At 39.2% G+C, this 20,982-nt stretch carries 20 protein-coding genes; 9 read left to right on the top strand and 11 right to left on the bottom strand.

What is annotated here, in order from left to right; translation table 11 throughout:
• Window positions 1–57 precede the first annotated feature (57 nt).
• On the top strand, window positions 58–2,094 hold the full coding sequence (locus tag ACKPEB_RS11070) for an FAD-dependent oxidoreductase (protein ID WP_408964946.1): 2,037 nt from the start codon (window positions 58–60) through the stop codon (window positions 2,092–2,094).
• Window positions 2,095–2,108: 14 nt separating this feature from the next.
• Entirely contained in the window at window positions 2,109–3,152 is a 1,044-nt protein-coding gene (locus ACKPEB_RS11065; RefSeq protein WP_408964945.1) for a Rieske 2Fe-2S domain-containing protein, read from the top strand.
• A 38-nt stretch (window positions 3,153–3,190) separates the two neighbouring features.
• Here the strand turns inward: ACKPEB_RS11065 and ACKPEB_RS11060 are convergent, their stop codons facing one another.
• The 6 genes from ACKPEB_RS11060 to ACKPEB_RS11035 form a co-directional block, all read right to left on the bottom strand.
• Window positions 3,191–3,793, bottom strand: coding sequence for a UbiX family flavin prenyltransferase (locus ACKPEB_RS11060; protein ID WP_408964944.1), 603 nt, complete (start codon window positions 3,791–3,793; stop codon window positions 3,191–3,193).
• 71 nt (window positions 3,794–3,864) lie between these two features.
• Complete coding sequence (locus ACKPEB_RS11055; RefSeq protein ID WP_408964943.1) at window positions 3,865–5,211, bottom strand: mechanosensitive ion channel family protein; 1,347 nt, start codon at window positions 5,209–5,211, stop codon at window positions 3,865–3,867.
• A 13-nt stretch (window positions 5,212–5,224) separates the two neighbouring features.
• Complete coding sequence (locus ACKPEB_RS11050) at window positions 5,225–6,394, bottom strand: extracellular solute-binding protein (RefSeq protein ID WP_408964942.1); 1,170 nt, start codon at window positions 6,392–6,394, stop codon at window positions 5,225–5,227.
• Window positions 6,395–6,659: 265 nt separating this feature from the next.
• Window positions 6,660–8,348, bottom strand: a complete 1,689-nt coding sequence (locus tag ACKPEB_RS11045; RefSeq protein ID WP_408964941.1) for an NAD(P)H-quinone oxidoreductase subunit 4 — start codon at window positions 8,346–8,348, stop codon at window positions 6,660–6,662.
• 337 nt (window positions 8,349–8,685) lie between these two features.
• Complete coding sequence (locus ACKPEB_RS11040; protein ID WP_408964940.1) at window positions 8,686–9,600, bottom strand: glycosyltransferase family 2 protein; 915 nt, start codon at window positions 9,598–9,600, stop codon at window positions 8,686–8,688.
• A 151-nt stretch (window positions 9,601–9,751) separates the two neighbouring features.
• Complete coding sequence (locus ACKPEB_RS11035) at window positions 9,752–10,585, bottom strand: HpsJ family protein (RefSeq protein ID WP_408964939.1); 834 nt, start codon at window positions 10,583–10,585, stop codon at window positions 9,752–9,754.
• A gap of 235 nt (window positions 10,586–10,820) precedes the next feature.
• Here ACKPEB_RS11035 and rfaE2 point away from each other — a divergent pair, with 235 nt between their 5' ends.
• The 3 genes from rfaE2 to ACKPEB_RS11020 all read left to right on the top strand — a co-directional run bounded on the left by rfaE2 (window position 10,821) and on the right by ACKPEB_RS11020 (window position 12,991).
• The gene (rfaE2, locus tag ACKPEB_RS11030; protein ID WP_408964938.1) at window positions 10,821–11,309 is read left to right on the top strand and encodes a D-glycero-beta-D-manno-heptose 1-phosphate adenylyltransferase; all 489 of its coding nucleotides are present in this window, start codon (window positions 10,821–10,823) and stop codon (window positions 11,307–11,309) included.
• A gap of 76 nt (window positions 11,310–11,385) precedes the next feature.
• Entirely contained in the window at window positions 11,386–12,114 is a 729-nt protein-coding gene (locus ACKPEB_RS11025) for a GUN4 N-terminal ARM-like repeat domain-containing protein (protein ID WP_408964937.1), read from the top strand.
• A gap of 154 nt (window positions 12,115–12,268) precedes the next feature.
• A complete protein-coding gene (locus tag ACKPEB_RS11020) occupies window positions 12,269–12,991 on the top strand; it encodes a heme oxygenase (biliverdin-producing) (protein ID WP_408964936.1) in 723 nt (240 codons plus the stop codon).
• A gap of 86 nt (window positions 12,992–13,077) precedes the next feature.
• Here ACKPEB_RS11020 and ACKPEB_RS11015 read toward each other — a convergent pair whose 3' ends face one another.
• Together ACKPEB_RS11015 and ACKPEB_RS11010 are read right to left on the bottom strand one after the other, a co-directional pair.
• On the bottom strand, window positions 13,078–14,394 hold the full coding sequence (locus tag ACKPEB_RS11015; RefSeq protein WP_408964935.1) for a homoserine dehydrogenase: 1,317 nt from the start codon (window positions 14,392–14,394) through the stop codon (window positions 13,078–13,080).
• A 273-nt stretch (window positions 14,395–14,667) separates the two neighbouring features.
• Window positions 14,668–14,877, bottom strand: a complete 210-nt coding sequence (locus ACKPEB_RS11010) for an Hfq-related RNA-binding protein (RefSeq protein ID WP_408964934.1) — start codon at window positions 14,875–14,877, stop codon at window positions 14,668–14,670.
• Between the two features lie 130 nt (window positions 14,878–15,007).
• On the opposite strand from ACKPEB_RS11010, the gene dapF reads away from it, so the two are divergent.
• A complete protein-coding gene (dapF, locus tag ACKPEB_RS11005) occupies window positions 15,008–15,853 on the top strand; it encodes a diaminopimelate epimerase (RefSeq protein ID WP_408964933.1) in 846 nt (281 codons plus the stop codon).
• Window positions 15,854–15,926: 73 nt separating this feature from the next.
• Here dapF and ACKPEB_RS11000 read toward each other — a convergent pair whose 3' ends face one another.
• Both ACKPEB_RS11000 and ACKPEB_RS10995 read right to left on the bottom strand, forming a co-directional pair.
• A complete protein-coding gene (locus tag ACKPEB_RS11000; RefSeq protein WP_408964932.1) occupies window positions 15,927–16,418 on the bottom strand; it encodes a YajQ family cyclic di-GMP-binding protein in 492 nt (163 codons plus the stop codon).
• Window positions 16,419–16,530: 112 nt separating this feature from the next.
• Window positions 16,531–17,034, bottom strand: coding sequence for a DNA recombination-mediator protein A (locus ACKPEB_RS10995; protein WP_408964931.1), 504 nt, complete (start codon window positions 17,032–17,034; stop codon window positions 16,531–16,533).
• 111 nt (window positions 17,035–17,145) lie between these two features.
• Here ACKPEB_RS10995 and ACKPEB_RS10990 point away from each other — a divergent pair, with 111 nt between their 5' ends.
• Together ACKPEB_RS10990 and ACKPEB_RS10985 are read left to right on the top strand one after the other, a co-directional pair.
• Window positions 17,146–18,573 carry a carotenoid oxygenase family protein gene (locus tag ACKPEB_RS10990; protein WP_408964930.1) on the top strand — a complete coding sequence of 476 codons (1,428 nt, stop codon included), beginning with the start codon at window positions 17,146–17,148 and terminating at the stop codon, window positions 18,571–18,573.
• Window positions 18,574–18,719: 146 nt separating this feature from the next.
• Window positions 18,720–19,217: a hypothetical protein gene (locus tag ACKPEB_RS10985; RefSeq protein ID WP_408964929.1), complete on the top strand. Its 498-nt coding sequence runs from the start codon at window positions 18,720–18,722 to the stop codon at window positions 19,215–19,217.
• Window positions 19,218–19,520: 303 nt separating this feature from the next.
• On the opposite strand, the gene ACKPEB_RS10980 is transcribed toward ACKPEB_RS10985, so the two are convergent.
• The gene (locus ACKPEB_RS10980; protein ID WP_408964928.1) at window positions 19,521–19,748 is read right to left on the bottom strand and encodes a hypothetical protein; all 228 of its coding nucleotides are present in this window, start codon (window positions 19,746–19,748) and stop codon (window positions 19,521–19,523) included.
• 484 nt (window positions 19,749–20,232) lie between these two features.
• Here ACKPEB_RS10980 and ACKPEB_RS10975 point away from each other — a divergent pair, with 484 nt between their 5' ends.
• Complete coding sequence (locus tag ACKPEB_RS10975; RefSeq protein ID WP_408964927.1) at window positions 20,233–20,964, top strand: glutamine amidotransferase-related protein; 732 nt, start codon at window positions 20,233–20,235, stop codon at window positions 20,962–20,964.
• The last annotated feature ends 18 nt before the right edge of the window (window positions 20,965–20,982 follow it).

The following is a 20,982-nucleotide window of genomic DNA, read 5'->3' as shown; positions in this document are numbered from 1 at the left end:
AAATTGTAGCTCAAATTCAAACCGATTTGCAGTTAAAACCTTAAGTTTAAGTGATCCATGACTGAACAATTTAACTCCTCTTCATTTTCTAATCTTTCTCGTCGTTCTGCTCTTAAAATTTTAGGAGTTGGTGCGGTTAGTGGGGTGTTAGGATATTCTCGATTTCATAAACCCGAACCCGCTATTTTCCAACCGGATATTATTAATTTACCGCAATTTTTAGATCAACGGAAGCACGTTGTTATTGTGGGAGGAGGATTAGCGGGATTAGCTTGTGCTTATCAACTTAGTCAACGAGGATTTAAAGTTACTGTATTAGAAAAGTCTCCTCAATTGGGCGGTAAAATTGCAAGTTGGGATATTCAAGTGGGCGATAAAACCTTTAAAATGGAACATGGATTTCATGGCTTTTTTCCTCAATATTATAACTTAAATGCTTTAGTTAATGAACTTAAAATTAAAGATAATTTTGTTTCTTTAGAATCCTATGCAGTCGTTTTTAGAAATAACCAATATCAACCGGAAATATTTCGTCCTAGTCGGTCTGCTTTTCCTTGGAATGTCGTTGATTTAGGGGTATCTTCTCCTAATCGGTTAAACTGGGGAATTAATCTAACCCATCTCAATCATTGGAAAGTATTTCGAGAAATTGGAGGGTTTAAAATTCCGAATAGTTATCAACGGTTAGATGAGATTTCCGTTGCAGATTGGGTGCGTGAAGATTTCCCTCAAGGATTATATGATTTATATTTTCTTCCCTTTGCAAAATCCAGTTTAAATGCACCCGATAAACTCAGTGTAGGGGAACTGATGCAGTTTTTTCATTTCTATTTTTTTGGTAATCCTGAAGGGTTAGCTTTTAATGGAACTCGTCAAGATATGGGAACCAGTTTAGTTCAACCTTTAGTGAATGCAATTCAAGAAAAAGGGGGAGATGTTTTAACAGAAATAACCATTAGTAATTTTAACTGGAATCAAGGTCAAATTGACTCGATTACTTATTTTAAAGGAAATGACATTAATACAGTTCCATTCTGGGTAAAATCTAATTCTATTCTATCATCTACAGGGTTTGAATATTTTGGTAATGCTGATGATGTTTATGCGGTATCTACCCAGAATAATACAGCTATTTCTTTACACTGTACCCATCAAGGCTGTACCGTAAAAATGGCAGAGGATGGATATTTTCACTGTCCTTGTCATGGTGCTGTTTTTAATCAAAAAGGTGAGGTGATTTCTGGGCCAGCACAACGAAATTTACAACAATATCAAGTGATTCAAAGACAGAATGACCAAGTGCAGTTAGGAAAAGAAATCACCCAACCCCCCAAAAGTTGGGGGGAGGAGGGAAACTTTAAACGAGGGGTAAGTGATTCTGATGATAATACAACAGCAGTAAATTCATCTGTTATCCCTGCTACAAATTCTCCCCAAATGATTCAAGCAGATTATTATGTATTAGCAACGGATATTCCAGGGACACAGCAGTTATTTAGTTTAATGACCGGGGATATTAATGTGCAGATTAAGCAACAAATTGAACAATTACAAGTTGCTGATCCTTTTGCGGTTTGTCGGTTTTGGTTTGACCGAGATTTTCCTTGGGAATATAGCCATTTTACCTCTTTATCCGGTTATAATTTAACTGATAGTATTACCCTTTATCATCGCATCCAAAATGAATATATTCAATGGCATCAAGAAACCGGAGGAAGTGTGGTTGAATTACACGCCTATTGTTATAAAGAAACTGAATTTCCAACTCAAGAAGCGTTATTAACAACCTTTGAACAAGAACTTTATGAAATTGTTCCCGAATTAAAATCCGCTACTTTATTGCATCGAGAATTAGTGAATCAGAAAAATTTTGCTGGATATCCCCCCGGAAGTTATGCTAATCGTCCGGTGACAAATTCCGGGGTTTTTAACTTAATGTTTGCGGGAGATTGGGTTAAAATGCCGTTTCCTTGTGGTTTAATGGAAAGAGCCATTAGTAGTGGTTTATTAGCCGCTAATGAGATTTTACATCAGGAAGGGTTGCAAAGGCGATCGCTTTTTTCTGTAACACCAGAAGGATTTCTAAAAATTTAAAACTATTCTTAAATATGAATCAGTATAATATTAATGATATTCGACTATTAGGAATTAACCTCAATCATTGGTATGTTGTTGCTAGTAGTCAAGAAGTTAAAAATAAACCTTTAGGAGTAAAGTTATGGAATCAAAATATTGTTTTATTTCGAGATAGTTTAGGAACAATTCATGCTTTAGAAGATCGCTGTCCCCATCGACAAGTTAAACTAAGTCATGGTAAAATTATTGATAACTATTTAGAATGTGCCTATCACGGTTGGCAATTTAATTCTCAAGGAAACTGTGTAAACGTTCCCTATTTAGACGATAACCAAAAATTACCTAAAAATTGCAAAATTCGAGAATACCTCGTTCAAGAATTAGATGGGTTGATCTGGTTATTTTTAGGAGAAAATGCCACAGAAATTAAACCGTTAGGCGTTCCTGAATGGGAGGATTTGAATTATATTGCAACAATTTCTATTATTCATTATCAAGGGCATTTTTCCTTTTTAATTGAAAATTTAATGGATATGTATCACGGACATTTACACCAAGATTTACAAGCTTGGACAGATGCTAAATTAGAGAAAATAGAGGAAACTGAAAACCGAGTCGATGCTTATTACCAAGCACAGAGTTATTATAAAATTGATAAAATCTGGTCAATTTCTCAGTTATTTTTTCCGAGTTTAAGACACCTTCATCCTGAACCTCTAACGGTCAATTATATTTACCCCCATTGGGTTTCTACCTTGGGAGAATATTTTAAAATCTATTGTTTATTTTGTCCCATCAGTTTAACCGAAACCCGTGCTTATCTAATTCATTTTACCTCTTTAAATGCCTTTTGGCGACTCCATAAACTCCCTATAAAATTTAGAAAATTTGTTAAAGATTTATGTTTTGGTTCGGCACAAAAGCTCTTAGACGGGTTAGTTAAACAAGATATTTTAATGATAGAAGAAGAACAACAAGCGTATTTACAATATCCCCAACGCAAAGCATATGAATTTAATCCAACAATTAGAAGTGTTCAACAGTTAATTCAACACCAAGCTCCGCCCTTAACTTAACCTATTGGTTTTCAAATTAATGTTGAACCCTATCCTATCTACATTTTAGATCCTTTAGATCCACCGAGATCAATTTCTTCACCCCAACGCTTCAACTGACCGACCTCAAGATCAAACAAATCAAGAACTCGACAAACCGTATTCGTCACCATTTCATCAATTGACTCCGGCATCGTATAAAATGCAGGAACCGGAGGCATAATAATTCCCCCACATTCTGTCACCGCTAACATATTTTTCAGATGAATGGCATGGAGAGGGGTTTCTCGTACCATTAACACTAACCGACGGCGTTCTTTGAGCACCACGTCCGCCGCACGGGTCAGGAGGTTACTCGTCACACCCGTCGCAATTTCAGCTAAGGTTTTCATCGAACAGGGAAGGATCACCATCCCCATCGTCCGAAAGGAACCACTGGAGATCGCCGCTCCCACATCATTAATAGGATAGCTGACGCTGGCTAGGTTGTGAAGGTGTTTTGCATCAATGCCTAACTCATGGGCTCTGGTCATTTCTCCGGCGCGAGAAACCACCAGGTGGGTTTCTACATCGGTTTTCTGTAGGAGCTCCAACAAACGCACGGCATAAATAATACCACTCGCCCCACTAATGCCAACAATAAGACGTTTAGAACTGGCCATGTTGATCAATTGGAGGCTGACTAATTTTAATTCTTCTAGTTTAGCTGAATCCGTACAATTTTTCTGCTCATTCAAGAAACCTGATTTTTGTTATCGCTGCGAATATGTAAATCTCGTTGCGGATAGGGAATTTCAATATTTTTCTCAGCAAAAGTTTTCCAAATTTGACAAGCCAGTTCACTGATGACTCGTTTACCAATGATAGGATTTTCTAACCAAACCGTCATCTCAAAATCTAAGCTTGATTCTCCAAAATTGATTAAATAGACTAAAGGAGCAGGATCATTTAAAACTTCAGGATGCTGATCAACAATTTCTAATAAAATTTTAATCACTTCTTGAGGATTAGAATTATAACTGGTTCCCACAGTCAAAGAGCGACGCACTCGATGATCACTACCCGTCATCGTTTTCAATTCTTGGGTAAAAAAGAGTTGATTAGGAATAATTTTTTCAGAATTATCTTTAAGCACTTGTACCGTTGTAGCGCGAATACTCACTTTTTTTACCTCAGTGGATTCTCCCCCAATTTCAATAATATCTCCCGGTCTTAAAGACCCTTCAAACAATAAAAATATACCACTAACAAAATCACTAAAAATCTCTTTTAATCCAAAACCAATTCCAACGGATAATCCTCCGGTAATGGCAGCAAAAGCAGTGGGATTAAACCCGACATATCCAATGATAACTACAACCCCTAAACCAATTAAAAAATAGCGAATTAAAGTTAAAGAAGCGTGGAACGCTCCCGAAGACAGAGTGCTTTGATCAACAATAATCTGTAAAACAATATATTGTAAAATACTCACAGCCACTATCCATAAATATAATCCCACTGTACTAATTAAAATTTCTCCTAGCGTGACAGGACTGTCAAATAAATTAATTACCACTACTTTCAGAAGTTGATTGATATCTAAAAATAAACTTAAAACTTCTCTCAATATATATAAAATAAATAAGGGTCTAAAAAAATAGAACTTGTACTCTTTAACTTGATCAATCGGAAAAAATAGACACAATCCAATTAAAAAGATTCGATAGAATAGATAAACCCATAAAAGATCAATGGCGGTACTCAAAATTCCTGTTATCCATCCTTGACGGGTTAATACATTGTCAACTAAAGTTAATACAATTAAGTTAAATACCCCGCCAACCAGATCGAGAATTAAGGCTAATCCACACCAATAAGGAGCTACTTTTTTTCGGGCTTTCAGAGCTTGCTCCACACTCATTTCAAAGGTTTTAAATTGCTGTAGGATTTTTTTGCGTACCCAAGCGGATAAGCCATAACTCAATAAAATTGAGATTAAAATCACCACTAATTGCATCTGCACCGGAGAACGAGCCAAAAAAATCAAAAGTTTAGTAATTTGATCAACAAGAAAGGTTAAATTGGGTTGATTATACATATCGAATTTTATTTTAGGGTTGACTCAAGTTTTGATTAACGGTTTCTGAAATTTTTTGAGCAGCATCTTCAGGAGTGATGCTTCCCGCTAACACTTGAGGATATAAACTATTGCCCTCTTTCACCCAAACAAGAGCGGATTGAATTTGGTCTAGGGGAATTGCGATTGCGGTTTTAGCTTGCTGGGCTAATATCGCTTCTAATGGAAACAAACGATTATTAATATTGACTTGATAAGCCGGAATAAAGGAACCTCTTAGTATCATTAACCGCTTGCGAATCTGTTCCCGATTTGTAAAAAATTGAGCTAATCGTTGGGATAACTTTTGTTGTTTAGGACTAGACATCCGATTAAACAAAATGACACGAGAATAAAGAATCGGCCCTGCGGAATTGTCGCCTTCCCCCGGTAATATAGTAACACCCAAGTTATCTTTTCCTAAAGCTTGTTCATAGTCTGTGAACTGGGAAGAATCACAAAACACATAGGCTAATCGGTTATTGGTAAATGCTTGTTTTAAAACATCGATACTATCGGTCAAAATCATATTAGGTTCAGATTGGGCGTTTTTTAGCCACTCCATCCATTTAGCCCAACTGTTTTGATCAAAAACAAAATCACCTTGGGCATTAAAGGATTTTCCCCCAAAAACTCGCACCCCCCAAAAGGTAGTCGTAAAGGTAGACCAAATTCCTACTGAATAACCGGCTTTTGCTTGTTGTAAAAGTTCTGTTAAGGTTTGAGGCGGAGACTTAACTTTCTTTTTGTTATAGCAAAGAACTTGAGTCATAACAGAAGTGGGTATACCATAAATTTTTCCTTGATAGCGAACATGACTCATGGCAGTTGGAAGGTAACTGGAAAAGTCAAAGTCATCAATCTCTGGAATCAAATTATCGTGAATTAAACTTGGAATTACCCCAGAGGTCGTTAATAGAATGTCTGGCCCTAAACCTCGATTGAACTGTTGCCGAAACTCCTGCTCTAATTGAGCAGCCGGAATATATTCACTGACAATCCTGACGTTAGGATACAGTTGTCTATAATCATTAAAAGACTGTTGGATTATCTCCTCGATTTTGCCATCAAAGGAATGCCAAACTAAAATCTGTCCCTGAACAGGTTCTTCCTGAGACTCAACAATCTTCTCCGAACCCTTAAGGCTACAACCTGTTAGAAACATGAAAATTAAGACAATTAACTGAAAAAAATGGTAACGCACTGGGTTTCTCTGTTCTCTAGGTTAGATTGTTAAACTTCCAACGAATCAAGGAGTGAACATAAACAATAATGGACAATCTTTCAACGATTGATTGTATCCTGAAATGTTCGATATGTTAATTTATTCCCGATTCAATGCTAGACCAAAAACAAACGATCGCCTTTCTTGATAAAAGCGATCGCTATTTTAATTCAATTAAAATCAAAGAAACCTAGTTTCTCTCTAATTATTTAAACATTCCTGAAACCGAAGCAACTTCCGGCTTGGCAATGCGAGGTGCTAAAAACCCTTTAGCATATAAATCAGGATTGGCTTTAGCGACCTGGATATAAGAATCCCGTACCTGATTATTCAGAGCAACGGTTTTGACATCATAAACCTTAGTCACCAGTTTCGGATATAACCCAATTCCTACAATCAACACCAGGAAAGAAGCCGCAATCAAGATCTCGCGGGGTCTGGCATCACTGAAGGTGGCTTCTGTCGGAAGCACACAACTGGTTCCGAAACAAAATGCTTCTTGCTCATCAGAATTTTGTAAGCTTGTATTATTCAGCATACAAGCAGGCGCTTCACCCGTTGCATAGAACAGTTGACGTAGCATTGAAAGCAGGTAAATCGGAGTCAGAATTAATCCCACACCCGCCAACGCCACAATGACCACTCGGAATGTTGAGCTATAGATATCGCTGGTACTTATGCCAATAAACACGAGGACTTCACTGGCAAACCCACTCATACCCGGTAAAGCTAAAGAAGCCATAGCTCCGGCTGTAAACAAAGCAAAGACTTTCGGCATTGCCTTGCCAATATAGCCCATTTCATTCAAAGCTAAGGTATGGGTGCGGTCATAGGTGACACCCGCCAGGAAGAAGAGTACCGCCGAGATTAAACCGTGAGAGATCATTTGTAACAATGCTCCACTCACCCCAATCTCGGTAAAGGAAGCAATCCCCAGCAGTACAAATCCCATGTGAGACACAGAGGAATAGGCGAGGCGACGCTTCATATTGCCTTGGGCAAACGAGTTTAAGCCACCATAGACAATATTAACAACGCCTAAAATCGCCAGAACAGGTGCAAAGTAGATATGGGCATTGGGTAACATTTCCATATTGACCCGAATCAGACCATATCCACCCATTTTTAAGAGCACCCCAGCTAGAATCATAGACACGGGAGCGGAAGCTTCACCGTGAGCATCGGGTAGCCAAGTATGTAGGGGGAAAACGGCCAGTTTCAAGCCAAAGGCAATTAATAACCCGGCATACATTAACAGTTCTAGGGTGAGAGGATAATCCTTCAGACCCAGTTCCACCATATCGAAGGTTAAGGGGCCACCGCCATAGAAGGCCATTCCTAAAGCAGCCACTAAGATAAATAAAGAAGCAGCGGCGGTATACAGTAAAAATTTAGTAGCGGCGTACCGACGCTTAGGCCCGCCCCAGATAGAAACCAACAAATAAACCGGAATTAATTCTAGTTCCCAAACAATAAACAGCAGTAGCAAGTCCTGAGCGACAAACACTCCGATTTGAGCCGAATACAGCACCAACATCAGGAAGTAGAACAGACGAGGTTTTTGATCGACCTGCCATGCTGCAAAAATAGATAGAGTTGTAACTAATCCTGCTAAAAGTACCAGGGGAAGTGAAAGACCGTCGATTGAAACGGCCCAGTTCAAACCCAATTGAGGCGCCCAGGCAAACTTTTCCACGAGTTGGAAATTTGCACTGCTCGCATCGTAATACTTCCAGAAGACATAGCACATTAATAATAAGTCCGCGATGCCTACACCAAGGGCATACCAGCGCAACTGTTTGCCGTTTTGATCCGGCAAGACAGGAATGAGCAGGGAAGCTACGAGTGGGAGCAGGACAATCGTGGTAAGCCAGGGAAATTGATCCGCCATCATGACAGTAAGAACAAATACTTATCTGTGAATAATTTTATTCTACTAAACTTTGTAACGATTTGTATATAAAATTTTATCGGAGATAACAATAGATTAAACTCTATGAATCTTTAAAATACATAGATTTTAATCTATGATAAAGACAATCAGGAAAGACAAAATCCGATTAGAAGATTTTAATCAAGTTGAAGAGACGGGGCTTTAAACCCGCTTTTTCGGTAAATCAGCTAGAGCTTGTCGTAGAGAAGTCTAAGTTAGAATTTTACAACCTTTTGTTTCCTACCCCTATAAAGCGTTATCCCCGGCTTAAAATAAAACACCCTGAAGGATAAAAAATCTAATTGTAAGGTTCAGTTCCCAGATTGGATGTTACCGTCTGGGACTCGACTTGTTCTAAATTGGGTAAAGTCGTGGGTTGAATTTGATCAGCATAAAGTTGAGGTAAGTTTTGAACTTCCCAAACTTTAAGCAGGATCAAATATTCATAAAAGGCTTGCAAAACACACCAAGTAAATCCTGAACGACCATCTAAAATTCCTCCTAGAATAAAGTACATATAGACAAACCGAACCAAGGGTCTAAACGGTAAACGTAAGGATAAATCTTTTAATGCTCGTCGTCGTTCCACTTCCGATGAACCGAAGAATAAATCCTTCCAATTTACTGTTCCTGTCTGTAGCTGTCGTAGAGTTTCTATTGCTTCATCCGTTGAATAACGATTGTGTTTTTCAATCCAACGAGATAAGCCTTTACTACAGGTATAGTGGGGATAGGTTTCTTGAATAAATCCAGTAGGGCCATCACAGACTTCTCGTTCGGTGTGACCATAATCGGTAAACCAAACTTTATCCTTACGAAATAGACGCATTTGATAGCGGGGATATTGGGTACTGCGCCGAATCCAATTCCCAAAAAAGATCACCCGTTCTGCTACATAATACCCAATATAGGTGTCGCTTTTGATGGCTTCTGAACATTCTTGAAACAACTCTGGCGTCATGCGTTCATCGGCTTCTAAGATGTAGACCCACTCATGTTTTGTGGGGATTTCTTGTAACATCCAAGTCCGTTGTTTACCATGACTTTCAAACCGATGTTGCACAACGCGAACCGGATACTGTTTAGCAATTTCAACCGTGCGATCTTGACTCAAAGAATCGACAACAATAACGTCATCCGATAATAACGCAGATTCAATACAATCTGCAATATCGATTTCTTCGTTTGCCGTGAGAATATAGATGGAAAACATGAAGAACTATTGAGGTTAAAAGAAATCAGAAAATCAAGGCTCAGTGATCCGTTAAAACACAGTTACATTGACAAAAATGCTAAAGATTTTATGTCTTTTCACGGATAATTGAGTCCGGGCGGGAGTACCCCGCCCCTACAACAGATCACGGTTAAGCGGCTGGGGTTTTGCGACGATTTCCACCCCGTAGAATACCCAAACCTTTTAATCCTGTCCAACCAATGGTAATATAGCCAATGGCTAATAATAAACTACTAATTCCCGTTCTTAAACTCGATTTTAAAGATTGGGTTTTGGCTTGTTGTTCGAGTTCTTGTTTGCGATCGCGAATTTGAGTTAACAATTGTGTCGGTAAATTATCCGCCTGTTGATTCAGAAACTCTTCAATCGCTTTCGGATTAGATTTAGATTGTTCTAAGACTTCTTTAACTGGTTGTGGAAGATTGGGGTTAGCTAAAGCTTGATTAAGAGCATCAGGATTTTGTGTCAAGCCGGAAATTTGATCTTTAAGTTGAGTTTTTCGCTGTTGAATTTGTTGCTGGAATTGCTCGCTACTGATTTGGTTTTCCAATTGGGTTTGAGCTTGAGTCGCTTGTTGATTAATTTGGGTTAATGCTTCGGATCTTGCTAAACGGGTATTATTCAAATGCAAAGGAAACAGTAACAGGTACAACAGTCCCAATAAACTTGCCAACACAGCCACCCAAAATCTTAAATTAGTAAAGGGTTGACTGGGTTTAACAGCGCCTTCAGTGGCAGTATCCATCCAAAAGGCAACAAAGATCAACGCCATTCCCACCATTGGGACAATGCCTCGATCTACTAAATCACTGGTGACATTAATTTGCCAACCTCGATTTAAAAAATTCGGCGGAATCAAAAGTACCAGATAATCCACGAGGGAAGACAGAAGTAAAATTACCCCAACCAGTTTTAGGATGAGAGAGGTTGTAGAGGAAAATTGACGGCTAGAAGTGGCTTTCATTGGATTCTTTGTAAGCTAAGTAAGAGTTGACCCAGATGAGTTTGGCAAGGATCAGATCAACAAACGTTACAATCTTAATCGGTTCAGAGCAATTACAACCAACTGAAATTCAGTCACTTGTTAGAGAAAGGGGATTGGAACATTGAAAATCCTCTTGACAAAACAAAAAAAATGTGAATGATATTCCTCTGGCGAAGTAATGTTAATTGATTCTCATCCTCCTGAATTAAACTAAATGACTTCTTGTCTCTACACCTTAACCGAATTACAACAAGACATCACCCTTGCTCCTGAGCGGTGGCGTCCTTTGGTTTTTACCAATGGCTGCTTTGATTTGATTCATGCGGGTCATGTTCGTTATTTACAAGCAGCGAAAGCGTTAGGGCGAGCGCTCGTGGTCGGATTAAACAGCGATGTGTCCGTGCAAACCATTAAACCGCAAAAACCCGGACAACCGCCGCGTCCGATTGTTCCCGAAACCCAACGAGCGGAAGTTCTCGCTTGTCTCAAACCCGTTGATGGTGTGGTGATTTTTTCCCAAACCACCGCCAATGATTTAATTGCTACCCTGAAACCGGATATTTATGTTAAAGGAGGAGATTATACCTTAGACACCCTACCAGAAGCTCCCCTTGTCCAAAGCTATGGCGGTCAAGTGGCTTTCATTACCATTGAAATTCCGTCCTCCACAACCCGTCTAATTCAACGGATTCTCAACGGTTAACTGTTCCCGCCTCCTTGTACAATAATTAAAGTTGAGAATTCTGTCCTCAATTCAACCCTGAAACGCCGCGCCTCTTATGACTGACTTGACCACTTCCCCACAACTTGACCTGATGAGTGCGGATGAATTACGCTCTCAGCTTTTTGCAGGTTCGGAAAAAGCTCAATTCCAACTGCTACAAACATTAACCCAAGGTGGGGAGACGGTTTGGGATGTTTTAATGGAATTTTTATTAAAACAGCAGTCTCATCCCCCTAGTTTAGTTACAGGTAAAGTTTATCAACTTTTATATCAAGCTAATCCTAATTCAGAAAAAGTAAGTACCTTTTTGCAAACTCATTTTTCCACCGGAATTGTTCCCTTAAAATCTGAAGTCGGGATTGATTATACCTCCTTGCAAAAATTACTCGCTGAACAAAATTTCTTAGAGGCAGATAAATTAAGTTTACAAAAACTTTGCGAATTAGCGGGAGCATCTGCAATTCAGCGAAAATGGCTTTATTTTTCTGAGATCGAACGGTTTCCGGTGACAGATTTACAAACCATTGATAGTCTTTGGCGGATTCATTCTGAAGGAAAATTTGGCTATTCTATCCAAAGAGAACTTTGGCTCGGTGTGAATAAAAATTGGGATAAACTTTGGCCGAAAATTGGTTGGCGTACAGGTCGAAATTGGACGCGCTATCCCCAAGGATTTACCTGGGATTTAACCGCACCCAAAGGTCATCTTCCGCTTTCTAATCAATTGCGCGGGGTTCGAGTCATTGAAGCTCTACTTTCCCATTCGGCTTGGTTAAACTCTTAAGGGGAATGGAACCAATCCCAAGAGGAATGTGACAATTCTTAACACCATTTCTCATCAAATCAGTTTACTCTAAAAAATTAAGTGGTTTTTTCACGGTGCTTTCATTAGCAAAGCCCCTATTGTTGAATTTAGCTTTGGAATTAAACTTTTTAGTATGAGCGTTAACTTAGCAACCCAACTGCGAGAAGGCACGAAAAAGTCTCACACAATGGCGGAAAACGTCGGTTTTATTAAGTGCTTTTTAAAGGGTACAGTAGAAAAGACATCTTACCGGAAATTAGCGGGAAATCTCTATTTCGTCTACTCTGCAATGGAAGAGGAGATGGAACGCCACCGCAACCATGCTATTTTGTCTAAATTGTATTTTCCTGAACTCAACCGCAAACAAAGTTTAGAACAGGATTTATACTTTTATTATGGGCAAAATTGGAAGGAAGAGGTACAACCTTCTGAAGCCGCCAAAGCTTATGTTGCTCGGATTCGGGAAGTTTCTAATACTCAACCTGAATTGTTAATTGCTCATCTTTATACTCGCTATTTAGGCGACTTGTCTGGGGGGCAAATTCTCAAAGGAATTGCTCAAAAAGCCATGAACCTACAAGATGGACAAGGAACGCAATTTTACGAGTTCAATGATATTCCTGACGAAAAAGCGTTTAAAGCCAATTATCGTCAACAAATGGATAGCGTTGATATTGACCAAAACATGGCGACTCGGATTGTTGATGAAGCCAACGATGCTTTCGGAATGAACATGAAAATGTTCAATGAATTAGAAGGAAATTTAATTAAAGCCATTGGTCAACTGTTATTTAATAGTTTAACTCGTCGTCGGACACAAGGTGCAACCGAAGAGTTAGCAACCGCCGCCGAATAATTCTTAAAAACACGGAAGATTCAACTCAATCCTGAACGCGAGATGGGGATCAAACATCATCTTGGGTTCAGGATTTTTTATTGAACCTAAAGTACCCGAACAAGACTCGGAATACTGTCAATCGCATCTAGGTTTTTAATTTCAGTTAAAGCTTGATGGAAATTCCCCTCCAAAACGTTATGAGTGACGACAACAATTTCGGCTAAATCTTCATGAAATCCGGTTTGAACAATGGATTCTAAACTAACCTGATGCTGACCAAAACAAGTTCCAATCTTTCCAATGACCCCTGGAGAATCTTTTGTTAAAAAGCGAACATAAAAGCGGGTAACTAAATCCTCCATCGGTGCAATTTTGCAGTAATGTTGATGGGTACAACTCATCATTTCATGGGTGACAACCGGATTAACAATTTCCGCTTCTTCCATTTGCAAAACAGCAACAATATTTAAAATATCCGAAACCACTGCACTTGCTGTTGGCCCGGCTCCGGCTCCCCGTCCAAAAAACATCACCTGTCCAATCGGTTCACCTTCAACTAAAATGGCATTGTAAACATCATTAATACTGGCTAAAGGATGAGTATTAGGAACTAAGGTTGGATGAACTCGAATGGATAATAAATCTTCATCAACAGTGGCGTTGGGATCTCGCGCGGCGATCGCTAATAATTTAATCACAAATCCCAATTTTTCTGCATAGGCAATATCCGTTGCGGTGATCTTTCTAATTCCTTCACAGTAAACCTGTTCTAACTTAATTCTGCCCCCAAACGCTAAAGAAGCCAGAATCGCAATTTTATCCCCCGCATCCAACCCATCGATATCCGCACTGGGATCAGCTTCTGCATAGCCTAAGCGTTGAGCATCAGCTAAGACTTCCGCAAAATCGGCGCCTTCATTTTTCATCCGGGTCAAAATATAGTTAGTCGTACCATTAATAATTCCCGTCACCTTATGAATTCGATTGGCGCCGAGGGATTGTTTTAAGGGTTGAATCACTGGAATCCCCCCGCCAACGGCGGCTTCTAACAGAACATAAACCCCTTTTTCATTAGCCGCATCAAAAATTTCACTTCCATACCGGGAAATCACCGCTTTATTCGCAGTTACAACGTGCTTTCCGTTTTCAATGGCTTGTAAAATTAGCGATCGCGCAGGTTCTAAACCGCCAATTAATTCCACAACAATATCAACCGCCGGATCAATCACAATTTCTTCTAAATCCGTTGTTAATAAATGTTCGGGTAGATTAACCGTCCGGGGTTTAGACAGCGATCGCACCCCCACCCGATGCAAACTTAACTCGGATAGCAAGGGATGACGACCTTCTGGGTTCAACAAAATTTCAACGGTTCCCGTCCCAACGGTTCCCAGTCCTAATAAACCAATCTTAAAAACCACGATTTCAAATTATTCCTAACGCAAGGCTACACTCCCCATTTTGACATTATCCCAGGGCTGTTTCATTTTCGAGAGTGAATTTGTTAGACCTCTGTCCTAACCCCCTTGACCCCATTAATTATTACCATTAAACATAAACAATTATTAATGGCTCCCCCTACCTCCCCACTCCCCCTGCTCCCCCTGCTCCCCTTCCTGAGCATAGCGAAGGATCTCCTGCTCCCCCTACCTCCCCACTCCCCCTGCTCCCCCTGCTCCCCCTGCTCCTCTTCTCTACTTAGGACGAATAAAAGCGATCGCATGACGCCAAATCAGAATTTGCTGCTGGTTTTGATCTTGTAAACAAAGACAATTGGGGTCTTGCCAAAGAATCGTTCCTGCGAGAACATCATTAGTGAGGAGTTTAATTTCGACGGCGTTTTTATCCTTCGTATAGCGTTGAACTTTACGAATGCTAGGTAAATCAGTATTGAATTCAGACATAAGGAATTGTTTAAAAGTCAACCTTAAAACCATAATATGAAGAAGTGAGCTTTTCCAGATTTTTAATCGGTTGCTCACAACCTTTCCAGTACAAAAATCATAATCGTTCTTGATAGCAGTGGAGGAAGGAATGACCCTCAAATTTACCAAATATCACGGTTTAGGCAATGATTTTATCTTGATTGATAATCGTCATCAGTCAGAACCGCTCATCACTCCAGAACAAGCTATAGAACTTTGCGATCGCAATTTTGGCATTGGTGCTGATGGAGTCATCTTTGCCCTACCCGGAACCTCCACCACTGACTATACCATGCGGATTTTTAACTCTGATGGTTCCGAACCGCAAATGTGTGGGAATGGAATTCGCTGTTTAGCTAAATTTATTGCCCAATTAGAAAACCGTCAAGAAATTACCTCCCCTGTCCGTTATAAAATCGATACCTTAGCGGGTGTGATTACTCCCCAGTTACAACCTGACGGTCAAGTTAAAGTGGATATGGGATTACCACGACTAACAGCTAAAGAAATTCCCACCACCTTAGCCACCGCCGAGGAAAAAGTGGTTAATATTCCCTTAGAAGTCGCTGGACAGTCTTGGAACGTTACCTGTGTTAGTATGGGAAACCCTCACTGTATTACTTTTGTTGAGGATGTTGCAGCCATTAAACTGTCAGAAATAGGGCCATTATTTGAACATCATTCGGTTTTTCCTGAACGCACAAATACGGAATTTATTCAAGTTGTGAACCGAAATTATATTAAAATGCGAGTCTGGGAACGAGGTGCTGGAGCAACTTTAGCGTGTGGAACCGGAGCTTGTGCTTCTGTTGTGGCTGGGGTTTTAACGGGAAATTGTGATTTTGTTGTTAAAGTCGAATTACCAGGGGGTTGTCTTGACATTGAATGGTCAAATCAAGATCAACATTTGTACATGACCGGGCCAGCACAACAAGTGTTTACCGGAGAATATTAAACGCGAGGATTATTAATTTAGCCAATAAAATTCCTCAAAAATCCCATCCCCTTTAGGGGTGGGACTGTTAAAATTAGCGATAATTTGTAAACTGTAAAGCGGCTGGATAATCTTCTTGTTTGAGACGTTGAATCACTAATTGTAAATCATCTTTAGATTTAGCCGTAATTCGCACAGAATCTCCTTGAATAGACGCTTGAACTTTCTTAAACTCATCTTTAATCAATTTGGTGATTTGTTTAGCTACCTCTTGAGTTAAGCCTTTTCTAAGTTTAATTTCCTGTCTCACACGGCTTCCACTAGCCGATTCGACTTTACCATAGTCAAAAATTTTCAACGAAAGATTTCGTTTTGCCGCTTTAGTTTGCAAAATTGTTTGTACTGCATCTAGGGTAAACTCGCTATCAGTATTCACAATAATTGAAGTTTCTCCTAATTCTAAAGTCGTTTTCGTATCTTTCAAATCATAACGAGTTTTAATTTCTCGTTCGGTTTGATCAACAGCGTTCACTAATTCCTGCCGATCAAAATCACTGACAACATCAAATGAATAAGTAGAAGCCATAACCAATTCAAAAAATGAACAACAAAATCTCAAGGATTTTTTAAAATCGTAAAACCAGGAGGATTATTATCACAAGCCTCCCCTAACAATAGTATATAAAAGGTTTCCAGTTCTAATCTAAATAGAACAAGGTCACAATTTTGCGCTGATTCTCTGCTTCCTCGCAGGTGTTTAGGAGGGTCACACTTTCATGATAGGCAAAGCAAATTAACTGTTGACACCGAGAAATAATTTCTTGGTTACACAGCGCACTGGCTTCAGCCAAGGACAAATCATCTCCCTTGGGATTTTCCACCACATGAATGACCTGTTCTAGCTGTTTACGAGATTCTCTGGGCTGACGTTTCATGCTTTGGGGCAAAATCACCGTCAACAAATTGGGGTCTGCCCGCATTGCACCTTTAATTGCCGCCGAGTTCGTCCCCGTTGAACCCGATGTAATCAAATGATTCCCTTCTAAAACTAAGGCATAACTCATCATTTCGATGAGGTTTTGATGGGTTAGGGGAATATGACGGGAACCCAACAACGCGATACGCTTGGAGCCAGTTTGTTGAATGGCCGCCAATTCTTCTAAAAATTCATCTACTTTCGGCAGATTGATAGCTTGGTTCAAGGATAATTACAAAACATAATTAGGACAATTCTGTAGATTTTAGCAAATTCAGCGACAATTATTCAGTGTGCAACTAAAGTTTTAACCGGATTCTCTCGTTTCGTGATTGAAATGATACAAACAACTCCTCAACCCACCTGGGCACAACAGTTTTCCACCCCTGCGACGGAATTTCCCCTCACCCCCTTACCCGTTTTATCGGGAAAACTCCCCCCTGGTTTAAGGGGTTCTCTTTATCGCAATGGCCCTGGACGGTTAGAGCGGGCTGGACAACGAGTGGGACATTGGTTCGATGGCGATGGAGCTATTTTAGCGGTTCATTTTACCGATGAAGGCGCGATGGGAATCTATCGTTATGTCAAAACCGTTGGTTATCAAGAAGAAGAACAGAAAAACCGTTTCATCTATGGTGGCTATGGAATGACGCCTTGTGGGAACCTTTGGGAACGCTTGACCAAACCTTTAAAAAATGCGGCAAATACTTCGGTTTTGGCTTTACCTGATAAATTATTAGCGTTGTGGGAAGGGGAACCTCCCTATAGGTTAGATTTAAACACTTTAGAAACCTGGGGACTTGATGACCTCAGTGGGTTAACGAAAAAAACCCCCTATTCCGCCCATCCTAAAATTGATCCTGAAACGGGAGATATTTTTAATTTTGGGCAAGTTTTGGCAGGTAGACCTCAGTTAATGTTATATCGAAGCGATCGCACCGGGAAAATTATACAACGCAATTCTATTCCTTTAGATGGGATTTGTCTGATTCATGATTTTGTTCTGGCAGGTCAATATTTAATTTTTGTAATTCCTCCGTTACGATTAAATTTATTACCTGTTTTATTTCAGTTAAAACCTTTTAGTGAATGTTTCCAATGGCAACCGCAGAAAACCCCGACTCAAATTTTAATCATTGATCGTCAGACATTAACCTTAGTGAATCGGATTGAAACTGAACCTTGGTTCCAGTGGCATTTTAGTAATGGTTATGTTGAGGAAGATGGAACCGTTGTTGTCGATTTTGCCCGTTATCCTGATTTCAAAACTAATCAATATTTAAAAGAAGTGGCGACAGGAAAAACGAAAACTTTAGCCATATCAACCCTTTGGCGTATGGTTTTGCAACCTCAAAAAAGTCAACTTCTGCAATTAGAAGAACTATTAGACCGTCATTGTGAATTTCCCACCGTTTCTCCGAAAGAGGTTGGCAAAAAAGCGCACTACACCTATTTATCGATTCATCAACCCGGAGTTAATTCTGCGGTTGAAATGTTTAATTCCATTGGACGATTTAATCCTCAAACCCAAAGGTTAGAAGAAGCTAATTTAGGTGAAAATCGTTATCCAATGGAACCTCTTTTTGTTGAAAATCCAGATCCATCTCAACCCGGATGGGTGTTAACGGTTGTTTATGATGGTGATCAAAATTCCAGTGAAGTTTGGATTTTTGATGCAGAACATTTAGAGGGTGAACCTGTTTGTCGGTTAGGCTTACCGAGTGTTGTTCCGAATGGATTTCATGGAACCTGGAAACCCCATTAAACCATAGGGGGTGGTGTTCTTCTCAAGCTGGATGCTGAGTGGGTAGGGAAACCAAACCCCTACAACCTCATGTCTTTGGATTTCAAATGAAATGGCGATTAGAAATTTTCCTGAATTCGTGAAATCTTATATGCAATAATTATTATATGACATGGAAAACACAAATGCGATTAATTATTACCCACACCACTTTATTAAAATTACGTCCGGTTGATTCTTCTACTTTAACAGAATCTCAAAAAATTAATTTTCCTTTGGGAAGTCGCTTAATGATCGAAAATTATGAAGATTATAATCAAGATCATTATCAAATTACGTTAGCTACTTCTTTAGGAAGTGGAAAAGATAAAAGTATGGTTTGGTATGTTTATAAACCCCATGCTGTTATGGTTTTCTCCGATAGAGAATTTGCAACGGTAACTCTATCAACAGATAGTAAACTGAATGTCCGTTCCACGCCTCATGTTGATGCGAATAATGTTATTTATCAAATTCCTAATCATGTTGATGTAGAATTAATTGAATGTACCTATAATCAAGAATTATGGTGGTTAGCAAGACCCATGAATGATGAGAAAAAAGCCTATGGATGGATTTCAGGTAAATATTTAAAACTCTATACCCCTGAAGGTTGTTCGGCCTAATTTTTATAGCTACGAACCTGGAACAGACAAGAAAAAGGTTGATAGTCTAGCTTTCTCTATTAGTTTTTGTTAAATATCGTAGGGGCGGGGTTCTCCCGCCTTTACTAGACATCAACATCAGCCAACAAACCATCAAAAATTTTCAATATTATAAAATAAACCCATTTACGGGAAGACTTTGAGAAGAAAAAATATCAACTGATAACAGGGTTTCTTGCCTGTACAAATATACCTCTGGGCGGGAAGACCCCGCCCCTACCGGACATTAACACAGTATAAAAGACCCATTACCATTGATGATGATTAGGCAACTTCCAAGCGATGAGGGGTTAAGGTTCGGGTTGTTAAGGTCATGGATAAATTATTCAAAATTTGATGAATTTGCTCTGCTTCTTCATCGGTAAATTTTAGGGTTTGATCTCCTAAAAAATTAACAATTAAGGGACTGCCAATTTCGTCCGTTAAACGTTGCCAACAAACCACCGCATCAATGCTAAACCCAAAATTTTTAACTTGAATAAAACGTGACATTTGGACTCTCCTCTGTCTCCAATTATATAAAATTTTAAAAAATAGCAAAGCCAATATGAAATCTAATGATTAATATGACAGATGACCTCCTAACCCCCTAAAAAAGCAGGAATAAGTCGCCAATATTAAGCAATTTCATATCAACCTATGTTATTTTGTTTTCCTATTATTCCGAATCTTCACCGATAACAATATCTAGCTTAGGAAAGATTTAGTGTAAAAATTCCTCTGACCCTACCGCGTCAACAGCGATTAACCTGATTTGTAAATAAAAATAAATTTTTATAAAAATTGTATTAAAAAATACAGCAAATATCTAGGCAAGTGCTTTGATTATCGTCTAAAAACATTTATACTAGGACAAGATGAAAGTATCAATTTATTGAGTTAGTAGCCCTCTATACCAAGGGTTTTTTCCGTTTTACGGTTTAATAACAAACTCAGTGATTGTTCGTTTGCAGGGTTAATTGCGATTACAAGCTCTATGAAAAATATTCTAGTTATTATTCATCAACCTACCTCGGAAACGGGGCGAGTGGGGCAAATTTTAACATCCTATGGTTATAAATTAGATATTCGCCTTCCCAGTCACGGTGAACCTTTACCCCATCATTTAGACAAACATGATGCGGTGATTGTTTTCGGGGGGCCAATGAGTGTTAATGATCAGAATACTTTACCTCATATTCGCACTGAACTTAACTGGATTCCTCTGGCGTTAGAGTCAAAAAAACCCTATTTAGGTATTTGTTTAGGTGCTCAATTGTTAGCAAAAGTTTTAGGCGCGAAAGTGTCTGTTCATCCTCAATATATGCGAGAAATAGGTTATTTCCCCATTACTCCTACGGTGGAAGGTAAACCTTATTTTAATTCCCTAGAATATGTTTATCAATGGCATAATGAAGGGTTTGAATTACCGGCTGGCGCAGTGTTATTAGCAACGGGAAAAACCTTCCCAAATCAAGCTTTTCGTTATGGGAAAAATGCCTATGGTCTACAATTTCATCCTGAAATGACAGGGGAGTTAATGCAGCGTTGGTTAGAACGAGGAATGGAACAATTAACTTTACCCGGTAGCCAATCTTTGAAAGAACAACTGCATAAACATCGCTTGTATGGAACCCAGGGAGAAAAATGGTTAAAAACCTTTCTTCCTCGTTGGATTAATTCTATTGAACCTGAACAATATTTACAGTTAGAACGACGTTCTGCTTAATATCAAATTCAGGGTAGG

The sequence above is a fragment of the Planktothrix sp. genome, assembly GCF_046067725.1.
Lineage (GTDB): Bacteria > Cyanobacteriota > Cyanobacteriia > Cyanobacteriales > Microcoleaceae > Planktothrix.
This window is presented reverse-complemented; position numbering and strand designations above follow the sequence as displayed.